The sequence below is a fragment of the Acidocella sp. genome (assembly GCF_027352905.1).
Lineage (GTDB): Bacteria > Pseudomonadota > Alphaproteobacteria > Acetobacterales > Acetobacteraceae > Acidocella.
Genome location: NZ_DAIEIF010000005.1, coordinates 1 through 12,653, shown reverse-complemented (window position 1 = coordinate 12,653; position 12,653 = coordinate 1). Strand labels below are relative to the sequence as shown.

The 12,653-nt window shown below is 69.3% G+C and carries 14 protein-coding genes and 1 pseudogene; 12 read left to right on the top strand and 3 right to left on the bottom strand.

Annotated elements, in window-relative coordinates; genetic code table 11:
• The first annotated feature begins 210 nt into the window (after positions 1-210).
• Together M7H45_RS00480 and thiE are read left to right on the top strand one after the other, a co-directional pair.
• Positions 211-1,125, top strand: coding sequence for a class I fructose-bisphosphate aldolase (locus tag M7H45_RS00480; protein WP_298213601.1), 915 nt, complete (start codon positions 211-213; stop codon positions 1,123-1,125).
• Positions 1,122-1,766, top strand: a complete 645-nt coding sequence (gene thiE / locus M7H45_RS00475; RefSeq protein WP_408832218.1) for a thiamine phosphate synthase — start codon at positions 1,122-1,124, stop codon at positions 1,764-1,766. The genes M7H45_RS00480 and thiE overlap by 4 nt, the downstream gene beginning before the upstream one ends.
• Here the strand turns inward: thiE and M7H45_RS00470 are convergent.
• Complete coding sequence (locus M7H45_RS00470) at positions 1,763-2,119, bottom strand: hypothetical protein (protein WP_298213600.1); 357 nt, start codon at positions 2,117-2,119, stop codon at positions 1,763-1,765. The genes thiE and M7H45_RS00470 overlap by 4 nt on opposite strands.
• Positions 2,120-2,148: 29 nt before the next feature.
• Positions 2,149-3,111: an EF-P lysine aminoacylase EpmA gene (epmA, locus tag M7H45_RS00465; protein ID WP_298213596.1), complete on the bottom strand. Its 963-nt coding sequence runs from the start codon at positions 3,109-3,111 to the stop codon at positions 2,149-2,151.
• Positions 3,112-3,134: 23 nt separating this feature from the next.
• Here epmA and M7H45_RS00460 point away from each other — a divergent pair, with 23 nt between their 5' ends.
• Complete coding sequence (locus M7H45_RS00460) at positions 3,135-4,106, top strand: lysine-2,3-aminomutase-like protein (protein ID WP_298213594.1); 972 nt, start codon at positions 3,135-3,137, stop codon at positions 4,104-4,106.
• A gap of 78 nt (positions 4,107-4,184) precedes the next feature.
• Positions 4,185-5,249, top strand: coding sequence for an alkene reductase (locus M7H45_RS00455; protein WP_298213592.1), 1,065 nt, complete (start codon positions 4,185-4,187; stop codon positions 5,247-5,249).
• On the opposite strand, the gene M7H45_RS00450 is transcribed toward M7H45_RS00455, so the two are convergent.
• On the bottom strand, positions 5,219-6,412 hold the full coding sequence (locus tag M7H45_RS00450) for a YbfB/YjiJ family MFS transporter (RefSeq protein WP_298213590.1): 1,194 nt from the start codon (positions 6,410-6,412) through the stop codon (positions 5,219-5,221). The two genes, M7H45_RS00455 and M7H45_RS00450, sit on opposite strands and share 31 nt — an antisense overlap.
• A 137-nt stretch (positions 6,413-6,549) precedes the next feature.
• On the opposite strand from M7H45_RS00450, the gene purC reads away from it, so the two are divergent.
• From purC to M7H45_RS00410, 8 genes and pseudogenes are all read left to right on the top strand, one after another.
• Positions 6,550-7,314, top strand: coding sequence for a phosphoribosylaminoimidazolesuccinocarboxamide synthase (gene purC / locus M7H45_RS00445; protein ID WP_298213588.1), 765 nt, complete (start codon positions 6,550-6,552; stop codon positions 7,312-7,314).
• A gap of 50 nt (positions 7,315-7,364) precedes the next feature.
• Positions 7,365-7,607: a phosphoribosylformylglycinamidine synthase subunit PurS gene (purS, locus tag M7H45_RS00440; protein WP_298213586.1), complete on the top strand. Its 243-nt coding sequence runs from the start codon at positions 7,365-7,367 to the stop codon at positions 7,605-7,607.
• Positions 7,604-8,875, top strand: coding sequence for a voltage-gated potassium channel protein (gene kch, locus M7H45_RS00435; RefSeq protein WP_298213583.1), 1,272 nt, complete (start codon positions 7,604-7,606; stop codon positions 8,873-8,875). The genes purS and kch overlap by 4 nt, the downstream gene beginning before the upstream one ends.
• Positions 8,876-8,923: 48 nt before the next feature.
• The gene (purQ, locus tag M7H45_RS00430) at positions 8,924-9,586 is read left to right on the top strand and encodes a phosphoribosylformylglycinamidine synthase subunit PurQ (protein WP_298213581.1); all 663 of its coding nucleotides are present in this window, start codon (positions 8,924-8,926) and stop codon (positions 9,584-9,586) included.
• Complete coding sequence (gene purL / locus M7H45_RS00425; protein WP_298213579.1) at positions 9,583-11,751, top strand: phosphoribosylformylglycinamidine synthase subunit PurL; 2,169 nt, start codon at positions 9,583-9,585, stop codon at positions 11,749-11,751. The genes purQ and purL overlap by 4 nt, the downstream gene beginning before the upstream one ends.
• 17 nt (positions 11,752-11,768) lie before the next feature.
• Complete coding sequence (locus tag M7H45_RS00420) at positions 11,769-12,002, top strand: BolA family protein (RefSeq protein WP_298213578.1); 234 nt, start codon at positions 11,769-11,771, stop codon at positions 12,000-12,002.
• A gap of 17 nt (positions 12,003-12,019) precedes the next feature.
• Positions 12,020-12,355: a Grx4 family monothiol glutaredoxin gene (gene grxD, locus M7H45_RS00415; protein ID WP_298213576.1), complete on the top strand. Its 336-nt coding sequence runs from the start codon at positions 12,020-12,022 to the stop codon at positions 12,353-12,355.
• A gap of 75 nt (positions 12,356-12,430) precedes the next feature.
• Positions 12,431-12,653 (top strand): annotated as a pseudogene (locus M7H45_RS00410) (hypothetical protein); the annotation flags it as partial.

Genomic DNA, 12,653 nt, shown 5'->3' with positions numbered 1-12,653 from the left:
TGGGCGGCGTCGTGCTGGCGCCCTGCCCGGCCTGGGGCGAGGTCGCGGCCCTGGCGGCGCAAACCGGCGCGCTGCTGCTGCGCGCGCCGCCCGCCGCGCTCGACCTCGGATTAAAGGGTGATGAAAGGCGGCTCTCCGCCTGGCTGGGCGGATGACAGCGCCGCCGGACTGGGCTACATGGCGGCCAGTTTCCCAAGGAGGAGGGTTCCCATGGCAATGACCGAGACCGTGAAGAAAATTCTGTCGCATTACGAGAGCGACAATCCCGGCACCAAGGCCAATCTCGCCCGCATTCTCATGCAGGGCAGGCTGGGGGGCACCGGCAAGCTGGTCATCCTGCCCGTGGACCAGGGTTTCGAGCACGGCCCCGCCCGCTCCTTCGCCCCCAACCCGGCGGCCTATGACCCGTATTACCACTACCAGCTCGCCATCGATGCCGGGCTCTCCGCCTATGCCGCCCCTCTCGGGATGATCGAGACCGGCGCCGCCGAGTTCGCCGGGCAGATCCCCACTATCCTCAAGGTCAACTCCTCCAACTCCCTCGCCAGCGAGAAGAACCAGGCCCTCACCGGCTCGGTCTCGGACGCGCTGCGCCTTGGCTGCTCGGCCATCGGCTTCACCATCTATCCCGGCTCGGAATACGCTTTCGAGCTGATGGAGGAGATCCGCGAGATGGCGGAGGAAGCCAAATCGGCCGGCCTCGCCGTCGTCATCTGGTCCTATCCGCGCGGCCCCAATCTCGACAAGGCGGCCGAGACGGCGCTCGATATCTGCGCCTATGCCGCCCATATGGCGGCGCTGCTCGGCGCGCACATCATCAAGGTCAAGCCCCCCACGGAGGTCGTCTCGCTGGAGGCGGCGAAGAAATCCTATGCCGGGTTCGATGGCTCGACCATGGCCAAGCGGGTCGCCCATATCGTCCAGTCCTGCTTCAACGGCAAGCGCATCGTCGTGTTCTCGGGCGGCGAATCCAAGAGCCTGGACGGGCTGTACGAGGAAATTCGCGGCCTGCGTGATGGCGGCGCCAATGGCTCCATCATTGGCCGCAACACCTTCCAGCGCCCGCGCGAGGAAGCCCTCGCCATGCTGCAGAACATCATCGACATCTATCTCAACAAGGCCTGAGACCCGCCCTGCCTCCCGCCTGCCGCCTCTACCTCATCACGCCCCCCGTGCTGGCGGCGGATTTCCCCCGCGCCCTCGCCAGCGCGCTGGATGCGGGGGATGTCGCCGCCGTGCAGCTGCGGCTGAAAAACGCGCCGGCGGCGGAGCTGGAGCGGGTGATCGGCGCGCTGCGCCCCATCGTCCAGAGCCGGGATGTCGCCTTCATCCTCAATGACGATCCCGCTCTCGCCCGGCGCACCGGCTGCGACGGCGCCCATGTCGGCCAGACCGACATGCCCGCCCGCGAGGCGCGGAAGATCCTTGGCGATCTCACTTTGGGCGTCACCTGCCACAACTCCCGCCATCTGGCGATGGAGGCGGGCGAGGCCGGGGCGGATTATGTCGCCTTCGGCGCCTTCTACCCCAGCGCCACCAAGGCCCCGCCGGCAATGGCGGAGATCGAAACGCTGCAAATCTGGGCCGGGACGATGGAACTGCCTTGCGTCGCCATTGGCGGCATCACCGCCGAAAACTGCGCGCCGCTGGTGCGCGCCGGGGCGGATTTCCTCGCCGTCTCCCACGCGGTATGGGCGCATCCCCAGGGCCCGGCCGCCGGGGTGCGGGCGATGCTGGCGGCGATGGAGGCGAGCAACGCGCTCTAATCGCAATCGTTTCCGCGCAGGGTGAAGCCCTGCACCTTGCCCTCCCGCACCGCGAAGGTCGCCTCGCAGGCCCAGCTTTGCACCGCCACCGGCCCCCAGGCCGGGCCCCATCCCGGCCCCCACCAGGGCGCGGGGCCCAGCGGCATCGCCTGGGTATCGTAGCGCAGCAGATAGGCGAGATAGGAGACGCCGTTCACCGTGATCTGCCGCTGCGGCACGCCCAGCCGGGCCACCAGCAGCGATTCCGGCGCGCCGATATAGCCCGCCAGCCGCGATTGCAGGCTGGGGCCATGGGCGCACCCGGCCAGGCCCAGCCCGATCAGCGCCGCCGCCATCCTCAAGATCCGCCGCATTCGCCCCCTCCTTTTCCGCGCCGTCTGTTTTACTCGTCCGGCAGCCATAAAACATCGGCGATCCGCCGCGCCCCCGCCGCCAGCATCGCCAGCCGGTCGAAGCCGAGCGCGATGCCCGCGCAGGCGGGCAGCGCCGCCACCGCCTCCAGAAACGTCTCATCCAGCGGCCAGTCCGGCCCGTAAAGCGCGTGGCGCCGCGCCCGGTCGGCGATGAAGCGCGCCCGCTGCTCCCGCGCGTCGGTCAGCTCGACGAAGGCGTTGGCGAGTTCCATCCCGCAAACATAAAGCTCGAAGCGCTCGGCCACGCGCGGGTCCCCGGGGCTGCGCCGCGCCAGCGCCGCCTGGGCGGCGGGCCAATGGGTGAGGAAGGTGGCGCGCTCGCGGCCCAGATGCGGCTCCACCCGCTCCAGCAGCAGGCGGAAGAACAAATCCTCCCAATCCTCCCCCTCGCGCAGCCTCGCCCCGGCCTGCGCGGCCAGCGCGGGCGCGTCCCCCGCCGTCGCCAGCACATCCGCCCCGGCGAAGCGGGAGAAGGCCTCGGCCACGCTCAGATATTCCGGCGCGTCCAGCCGGGTGGTGACGCCCCGGCACGTCACCTCCGGCGGCAGCACCGCTTGCAGCAGGGCGAAGCTCTCCGCCATCAGCGCTCCCATATCCGCGTGCAGGGCATACCATTCCAGCATGGTGAATTCCGGGGCGTGGGTGGCGGACCACGGCTCCTCCCGCCATACCCGCGCCAGCTGAAAGATTGGCCCCGCGCCGCCCGCCAATAATTTCTTCATCGCGAATTCCGGCGAGGTGTGCAGCCATAGCCGCCCCGCCGGGCGGGCGCGCAGATGCACCTCCTCGCCCGGCGCGGGCACGGCGTAGGGGGTTTCCACCTCGGTATAGCCGCGGGCGGTGAAAAAGGCGCGCACCCCCGCCGCCAGCAGGTTGCGGCGGCGCAGCGGCGCCATGCGGCCGGGTAGGGTCCGCCAGGGTTGAGAGCTCATGCCGCCGGGTTTACACGCTCCCCGTGCCTGATGGAATTTCCCCGCCCAAACCCCGCGCGCTGCGCCGCCCGGGCGAGCTCGTCGCCGCCGGGCTGCTGCCGCCCGCCAGCCTGGCCGGGGCACAGGCGGTGGCGGCGCGCTACGCCATCGCCGTGCCGGCCGCCCTGGCGGCGCGGATCGAGCATCCGCAAGACCCGCTCGGCCTGCAATTCCTGCCCGACCCGGCGGAGCTGGTCACCGCCCCGCACGAGCTGGCCGATCCGGTGGCCGATGAAGCCCTCTCGCCGGTGCCGGGCATCGTCCACCGCTACCCGGACCGCGTCCTGCTCAAGCCGCTGCTCGCCTGCCCGGTCTATTGCCGCTTCTGCTTTAGGCGCGAGCAGGTGGGGCCGGAGGGCGGGGTGCTGGCCCCGGCGGCGCTGGAGGCCGCCTATGCCTACATCGCCGCCCGTCCCGCCATCCGCGAGGTCATCCTCACCGGCGGCGACCCGCTAATCCTCTCCCCCCGCCGGCTCGGGGCGATTCTCGCCCGGCTGGAGGCGATCCCGCATGTCGAATGGCTGCGCATCCATAGCCGCGTCCCGGTGGCGGAGCCCGCTTTGGTGGGCGAGGGCCTGCTCGCCGCGCTGGTGACCGAAAAGCCGCTCTACCTCGCCGTTCACGCCAATCATGCGCGGGAGTTCGGGCCGGAGGCCAATGCCGCGCTGCGCCGCCTCGCCGGGCGCGGCATCCCCCTGCTCGGGCAGAGCGTGCTGCTCAAGGGCGTCAACGATTCGGAGGCGGCGCTGGCCGATCTCTTCGCCGCCATGCTACGGGCGCGGGTGAAGCCCTATTACCTGCACCAGCTCGACCCCGCCCCCGGCACGGCGCGTTTTCATGTCCCGCCGGAGCGGGGGCGCGAGCTTCTCGCCAATCTGCGCGGGCGGCTGAGCGGCACGGCCTTCCCCATCTATATTCTCGACCGCCCCGGCGGGCTCGGCAAAATTCCGTTGTGAGGTTTGCGCGAGGTTTGGGGTTCCGCCCCGCCGGTCTATATCCCCCGCATTCATGAACGTAGAGAAGGATCAGCTTTCATGCCCAGCCTGTTCGACCCGTTGCAGCTCGGCGATCTCACTTTGCCCAACCGCATCATCATGGCGCCGCTCACCCGCTGCCGCGCCTCGCCGGGCCGCGTGCCCAACGCGCTAATGGCGGAATATTACGCCCAGCGCGCCGATGCTGGGCTGATCATCGGCGAGGCGACCTCGGTGACGCCGATGGGGGTGGGCTATCCCGACACGCCGGGCCTGTGGTCGGAGGAGCAGGTGGAGGGCTGGAAGCTCGTCACCCGCGCGGTGCATGAGAAAGGCGGGCGCATCTTCGCCCAGCTTTGGCATGTGGGCCGCATCTCCGCCCCGCTCTATCTCGATGGTCAGCTGCCGGTGGCGCCCAGCGCCATCGCGGCCCGGGGCCATGTCAGCCTGGTGCGGCCCAAGCAGGAATACGTCACGCCGCGCGCCCTCGATCCCGGTGAAATTCCCGGCATCGTCGAGGCCTACCGCAAGGCGGCGATGAACGCGCAGATGGCCGGGTTCGACGGGGTGGAGATCCACGGCGCCAACGGCTATTTGCTCGACCAGTTCCTCCAGGATTCCACCAACCAGCGCCAGGACGAGTATGGCGGCCCCATCGCCAACCGCGCCCGGCTGCTGCTGGAGGTCACGGACGCCGCCGCCAGCGTGTGGGGGGCGGACCGGGTGGGGGTGCATCTCGCCCCCCGCTGCGACAGCCACAGCATGGGCGATTCCAACCCGCGCGCCACCTTCTCCTACGTGGCGCGGGAATTGGGGGAGCGGGAGATCGCCTTCATCTGCGCCCGCGAATATCAAGGGCCGGATTCCCTCGGCCCGGAGCTGAAGCGGATTTTCGGCGGCGTCTATATCGCTAATGAGAATTTCACCAAGGAGAGCGCGGAGGCCGCCCTCGCCGCCGGCATTTGCGACGCGGTGGCCTGGGGCAAGCTGTTCATCGCCAATCCGGATCTCGTCACCCGCTTCGCCCGCAACGCGCCGTTGAACCCGCCGGACCCGGAGACCTTCTACGCCCAGGGGCCGCGCGGCTATACCGACTATCCCACGCTGGCATCGGCCCCGGCCTGATCCCGCGCGGCGAGGCGGGCGGTGGCGAGGATGAGCAGGCAGGTCATCGTCATCGCCGCCGTGCCGATGCCAAAGAGCAGGGCATAGCTGCCGGTGGCGTGGAACAGCTGGGAGAACAGCGCCGCCGCCCCCGCCTGGGTCACGGCGTAAATCATCGTCGCCAGCCCCCAATCGGCGGGCAGGCGCGCGGCGGGCACCATCCCGGCGATGGTGCCCGCCGCCAGCATCACCGCCCCCAGGGCGACGCTGCCGACACAGAGCGCGGAGACGATCAGCCCCGGCTGGGCGTGGATCACCAACGGCGCGGCCACGCCGAGGCCCATCACCACATAGCCGAGCCCGAGCGTGCGCAGAAAGCCGAAGCGGTCGGCCACCCGCCCGAGCAGCGGCGGCCCCAGCATCGCTGCCAGCCCCAGCCAGGCGGCGATCTGCGCCCCCGCCGCCACCCCCCGCCCCAGCCCCAGCGCGACGAAGCTGGAGAGAAACAGCATATGCGGCACGAAGCCGAGGGCGGAGAGCGCGTAGCCCGCGATCAGCAGCCGCACCTTGAGCGGCGGCAGCCCCCCGGCCTCGCCATGGGGCGGCGGGGTGACGCGGGCGGCGGGCATCAGCGCCGCCACGGCCAGCGTCGCCAGCAGGCAGATGAGGCCGAGCGCTACCCAGGTGAAGACGAGGCCATGGGTGAGCAGCGGGGGCATGAGGATGGCGCTGAAGGCGGTGCCCGTCCCCATCCCGGCGAAGGTGATGCCGGAGACCCGCCCCCTGGCGGCGGGCGGGGCGCGGCCCACCACGGCGGCGGCCATCAGCACCATCAGCACCCCCCCGGCAATGCCGGAGAGCAGCCGCCAGAACCCGTACCAGAGCCAGCCCCAATCCAGCGCGCAGCCGAGTGTGGCGGCGGTGGCGAGGCCCATGCAGAGCAGCACGGCGGGCTTGGCGGGGAAGGGACGGCGCCAGGCGCGCAGCGCCGCCGCGCCGATGAAATAGCCGGCGAGATTGGCGGTGCCGAGCCAGAACGCCCCGGCGGGGCTGAACCAATGGGCCTGGGCGAGGGCGGGGACCAGCGGCGCGAAGCCGAACCGCGCCACCCCCAGCCCCACGAACATCGCGAGCAGGCCGGAGAAGGCGGCGCGCTGGATGGGAAAGGGGGTCGCGGTCTCCATGCCGGCAGGTTAGCCCGGCGCCGGGCGGGGTGGCACGCCCGCCCGGCTGGACCCGCCCATGCGGCCGCCCCCATGGTCTTCGCGGCGCCGGGTTGGTATAGACCGGCTCGATTCATTTCCGAAGGGTTTCGCGCTCCATGGCTCGCCGCCGCCAACTTTATGAAGGCAAAGCAAAAATCCTGTTCGAGGGGCCTGAGCCCGGCACCCTCGTCCAGTATTTCAAGGATGACGCGACCGCGTTCAATGCCCAGAAAAAGGGCACGATCACCGGCAAGGGCGTGCTGAACAACCGCATCAGCGAGTTTCTCATGCTCAAGCTGGCGGAGATCAACGTCCCCACCCATTTCATCCGCCGCCTCAACATGCGCGAGCAGCTGATCAAGGAGGTGGAGATCATCCCCATCGAGGTGGTGGTGCGCAACATCGCCGCGGGCAGCCTCGCCCAGCGCCTCGGCATCCCGGAGGGCACGCGCCTGCCCCGGTCGATCGTGGAATATTATTACAAGAACGACCATCTCGGCGACCCGATGGTGGCGGAGGAGCATATCACCGCCTTCGGCTGGGCCAGCCCGCACGACATGGACGACATCATCCATCTCGCGCTACGGATCAACGATTTCCTCACCGGGCTGTTTCTCGGCGTCGGCATCACCCTGGTGGATTTCAAGCTGGAATTCGGCCGGCTCTACGAGAATGACGAGATGCGCATCGTCCTCGCCGACGAGATCAGCCCGGATAATTGCCGGCTCTGGGATTCCAAGACCAACGAGAAGATGGATAAGGACCGCTTCCGCCGCGATCTCGGCAAGATCGAGGAGGCGTATCAGGAGGTGGCCCGCCGCCTCGGCATTCTCCCCGAGGCCGGCTCGCGCGACCTCAAGGGCCCGGAGACGATGCAATGATAAGCCCGGTCTATGGGTCCGGGCTTATCCATAAGCAAGGTTTATGAATCATGAAGGCGATCGTCACCGTCATGCTGAAAACCGGCGTGCTGGACCCGCAGGGCAAGGCCATCGGCCATGCCCTGCATAATCTCGGCTTCGCCGGGGTGGGGGAGGTGCGGATGGGCAAGGTGATCGAGCTGGAGCTGGCCGAGACCGACGCCGCCCGCGCCCGGCAAGAGGCGGAGGAGATGGCGCGCAAGCTGCTGGCCAACCCGGTGATCGAGAGCTTCAAGGTCGAGATCCTGGCGTGACGCCGACGGGCGCGCCGCCGCCCGCCGCTCCGGGCAAGGCCCCGAAAATCCTGGCCGCGCCGCGCCGCCTGTTCTGGCGCGTCTACCGGCTGGCCCGGCTCGATCTCTGGTTTCCCCATGTGCCGCTGGCCCTGGCGGTGGGCTTCGCCGGGATGCAGGCGCTGCTGCCCAGCATCCGGCGCTATGTGCGGGAATATCTGCACCTTCAGCTCAACGGGCTGTTCGACGCGCTGCATCCGCTCGACCCCAACGTGCCCGCCCTCATCCTGCGCGGGGTCCCGACCACCGTGGTGGGGGCGTTGCAGATCTTCGTCGCCATCGGCCTGCTGCTGCGCTCCCGCCTGGCCTGGATCGGCGCGCTGGTCATCACCCTCGCCCAAGGGGCGGTCGCGGTCCTCTATAATCACCAGCCCTGGGATTCCTGGGCGGTGCTCTACATCGCCGCGCTGTTCTTCATCCTCAGCGTCTCCGGGCGGGATTTCCGCCGCTCCTCCCTGGCGGCGGGCACGCTCTTCGCCCTCGCCGCCACGCTGCTCGTGCTCTCCTATGGCGTGCTCGGCGCCTTGATCCTGGGGGAGGGATTCACCCCGCCCATCCTCAGCCTGCCCCAGGCCGCGTATTTCACCATCGTCACCATGTCCACGGTCGGCTATGGCGACATCCTGCCCAAGAGCGAGGACGCGCGGCTTTTCGTGATGTCGCTGATCGTCATCGGCATCACGGTCTTCGCCACCTCCATCACCGCCGTGGTCGGGCCGGTGGTGCAGGGGCGGCTGCACCGGATCATCGAACCAGAAGGAAGACGCCGCATGAAACGGGTGAACCACTTCATCATCATCGGCACCGGGGCGCTGGCCTATAACACCGCGCGCGAATTGCTGGCGCGGGGTGAATCCGTGGTTGTCATCAGCGACAAGGAGATCGAGTTCGGCGACGCCGAGGTGATGCTGGGCGACCCCACCGAGCTGGAGACGCTGCGCAAGGCCGGGGCGGAGGCGGCGCGGGCCATCCTCGCCCTCTCCCCCGATGATTCCGAGAACGCCTTTGTCATTCTCGCGGCGCGCGAGCTGAACGTGGACGCCCGCAAGGTGGCGGCGGTGAGCAGCCGCAAGAATCTCGAGCGCATGCGCCGGGTGCAGCCGGACATGGTCTTCGCCCCCAACGTGTTCGGCGGGGAGATCCTCGCCATGGCGCTGACCCAGGAGAAGATCGACGGCGACGCGCTGGTGGCGCGGATGCTGGATGCGGGGGCGAAGCCGGCGGGCTGAAAAGGCCGCGATATTGCCTGGCCGCGGGAGTTCCGGCAGAAGCGCCCCATGCAAGCCGCCCTCCTGCTTTTCCCCGGCATCAACCGGGAGCGCGACATGATCCAGGCCGTGCGCCAGAGCTTCGGCCGCGCCCCCGCCATCGTCTGGCACAAGGAGACTGAGCTGCCGGCCGGCACGGATCTCGTCATTCTGCCGGGCGGGTTTTCCTTCGGCGATTATCTGCGCTGCGGCGCCATGGCGGCGCACAGCCCCGTGATGCGGGCGGTGAGGGAGCATGCCGGGCGCGGCGGCTATGTGCTGGGGGTGTGCAACGGGTTCCAGATTCTCACCGAGGCCGGGCTGCTCCCCGGCGCGCTGCTGCGCAATGCCGGGCTGCGCTTTCTCTCCATGGAGACGCGGCTCTCGGTTGAGCGCGCCGATACCGTCTTCACCCGCAACTGGGCGCCGGGGGCGGTGTTCCGCGCGCCGATGGCCCATGGCGACGGCAATTACACGGCCAGGACGGAAACGCTCGACCGGCTGGAGGGGGAGGGGCTGGTCGCCTTCCGCTACGCCGATGAGAACCGCAACGGCTCGGCCCGGCGCATCGCCGGGGTGTTCTCCCCCAATCTGCGCGTCTTGGGGCTGATGCCGCATCCCGAGGATCTCGTCGACCCGCTGCTGGGCGGCACCGACGGCAAGCCTTTGTTCGACTCCCTGGCGGCGGCATGAGCGAGGTCAGCGAGACGCTCGCCCGCTCCTTCGGCCTCGATGCCGAGGAATGGGGCAAGGTGCTGGAGATCATGGGCCGCGCGCCCAGCCTGACCGAGCTTGGCATCTTCTCGGTGATGTGGTCCGAGCATTGCTCCTATAAATCCTCCCGCGTCTGGCTGCGGGAATTGCCGACCGAGGCCCCCTGGGTGATCCACGGGCCGGGCGAGAATGCCGGGGTGATCGATATCGGCGGGGGGCTGGCGGCGGTCTTCAAGATGGAATCGCACAACCATCCCAGCTTCATCGAGCCCTACCAGGGCGCGGCGACGGGGGTGGGGGGGATCTTGCGCGATGTCTTCACCATGGGGGCGCGGCCCATCGCCAACCTCAACGCCCTGCGCTTCGGCGACCCGGCTCTGCCGGTGACCCGGCGGGTGGTGGATGGCGTGGTGCGCGGCATTGGCGGCTACGGCAATTGCGTCGGCGTGCCGACCGTGGGCGGCGAGGTGAATTTCCACCCCGCCTTCAACGGCAACCCGCTGGTGAACGCGATGACGGTGGGGGTGGCGCGGGCCGACCGGATCTTTCTCTCCGCCGCCGCGGGGGTGGGGAACCCGGTGGTCTATGTGGGCTCCAAGACCGGGCGGGACGGGATCCACGGCGCGACGATGGCGAGCGCGGAATTCGGCGCCGCCAGCGAGGAGAAGCGCCCGACCGTGCAGGTGGGCGACCCCTTCACCGAAAAACTGCTGATCGAGGCCTGCCTGGAATTGATGGAGACCGACGCCATCGTCGCCATCCAGGATATGGGCGCGGCGGGGCTGACCTCCTCCTCAGTGGAGATGGCGGGCAAGGGCGGGGTGGGGATCGAGCTCGACCTCGACGCCGTGCCCCAGCGCGAGACCGGCATGAGCGCCTATGAGATGATGCTCTCCGAGAGCCAGGAGCGCATGCTGATGGTGCTCAAGCCCGAGCGGGCGGAGATGGCGCGGGCGATCATCGAGAAATGGGAGCTGGATTACGCGGTCATCGGCCGCATCACCGATACCGGGCGCATCGTCGTGCGGCACCGGGGCGAGGTGGAGGCGGATATCCCCTTGAGCCCGCTCGCGGATCAGGCGCCGCTTTACCGCCGGCCGGCGGCCCTGCCGCCCAAGCCCGCCCGGCTGGCGCCGCTGGAACGCCACGCGCCGCTGGACCGGGCGCTGCTGACGCTGATTGGCTGCCCCGATCTCTGCTCGCGCCGCTGGATCTTCGACCAGTATGACGCGACGGTGGGCGGCCAGACGGTCAAGCGCCCGGCCGAGGCGGACGCCGCCATCATCCGGCTCGAGGGCGGCCGCCGCGCTTTGGCGATGACGGTGGATTGCACCCCCCGCTATTGCGCCGCCGACCCGGAGGAGGGCGGCCGCCAGGCGGTGGCCGAGGCGTGGCGCAACCTCACCGCCACCGGGGCGCGGCCCTTGGCGGTGACCGACAACATGAATTTCGGCAATCCGGAGAAGCCGGAGATCATGGGCCAGTTCGCCGCCGCCATACGCGGCATGGCCTCGGCCTGCGCGGCGCTGGAGTTTCCGGTCGTCTCCGGCAATGTCTCGCTCTATAACGAGACGGAGGGCCGCCCCATCCTGCCCACACCCGCCATCGGCGCGGTGGGCGTGCTGGAGGACGCCGCCCAGGCGGTGGGCTACGCGGCGCGCCCCGGCCTCGCTCTCGTGGTGATCGGCGCGACGCGCGGCGAATTGGGCTGCTCGCTCTTTCTGCGCGAGATTTACGGGCGCGAGGAGGGGGCGCCGCCGCCGGTGGATCTCGCCGCCGAGCGCCGCAACGGCGATTTCGTCCGCGCCCGCATTCTCGCGGGCGGGGTGGCGGCCTGCCACGATGTTTCCGATGGCGGGCTGCTTGTCGCCGTGGCGGAAATGGCACTGGCCGGGGATTGCGGCGTGACCCTGGAGGGCGCCGGCACCGCGGAATACTGGTTCGGCGAGGATCAGGCGCGTTATGTGCTGGCGGTGGCCGAGCCGGCCGCGCTGCTGGCGGCGGCGGTGGCGGCGGGGGTGCCGGCCCAGCATATCGGCCGCGCCGTGGCGGCGAAGGAATTGACTCTGCCCGACGGGCTTGCCATATCTCTGCCTCAATTACGCGAAGCCCATGAGGGGTTTTTTCCCCGCTGGTTCGCTTGAAAAGGGGTTCGGGCGGCATGGCCATGCAGGCAAGCGAGATCGAGGCTTTGCTGAAGGCGGCTTTCCCGGACGCCCTGATCAAGATCGAGGATTTGGCGGGCGATAACGACCATTACGCGGCCTATGTGGTGTCCGAGGCGTTTCGCGGTCTCACCCGCGTGCGCCAGCATCAGATGGTCTATGCCGCCCTCCAGGGCCGCATGGGCAACGCGCTTCACGCTCTGGCGCTGCAAACCTCGGCGCCGGAATAAGGACCAAGGTAAAGATCATGAATAATCCCGTTTTCGCCGAGATTCAGTCACAGCTCGATGCCGCCCCGGTGGTGCTGTTCATGAAGGGGACGCCGCTCTTTCCCCAATGCGGCTTCTCGGCCCGGGTGGTGCAGATCCTCAAACATGCGGGCGTGCCCTTCGCCTCCGTGAATGTGCTGGAAAACCCGGAGATCCGCGAGGGGATCAAGCAATTCTCCAACTGGCCGACCATTCCCCAGCTTTATGTCAAGGGCGAGTTCATCGGCGGCTGCGACATCCTCACCGAGATGTATCAGAGCGGCGAGCTGCAGAGCCTGCTGGTGGAAAAGGGCATCGCCCAGAGCGCGGCGTGACCGCCGCGCGACGGCCAGTTGATCGTCTTCGTCACTGACGAACTGCCCAGACCCGGCGCCGCCGGGCATCTTGCCATGAATCACGCCATCCTCGCCTGGCTGCGCGAGGAAGGCCATGACGTTACCCTGATGCTGACCGGAATGCGGCTGGCCGCGCCGGTGCAGCGCTATGAATGGGCGCGCGTCGCCGGCCCGCATGTGGGGCGGCTCGGCCCTTATGCCGCCTCCCTCACGCCGCGCGCGGCGGCGGGCAGCCTGGCGCGGATGGTGCTGGCCGGGTTGCCCGCGCCCCTGCGCG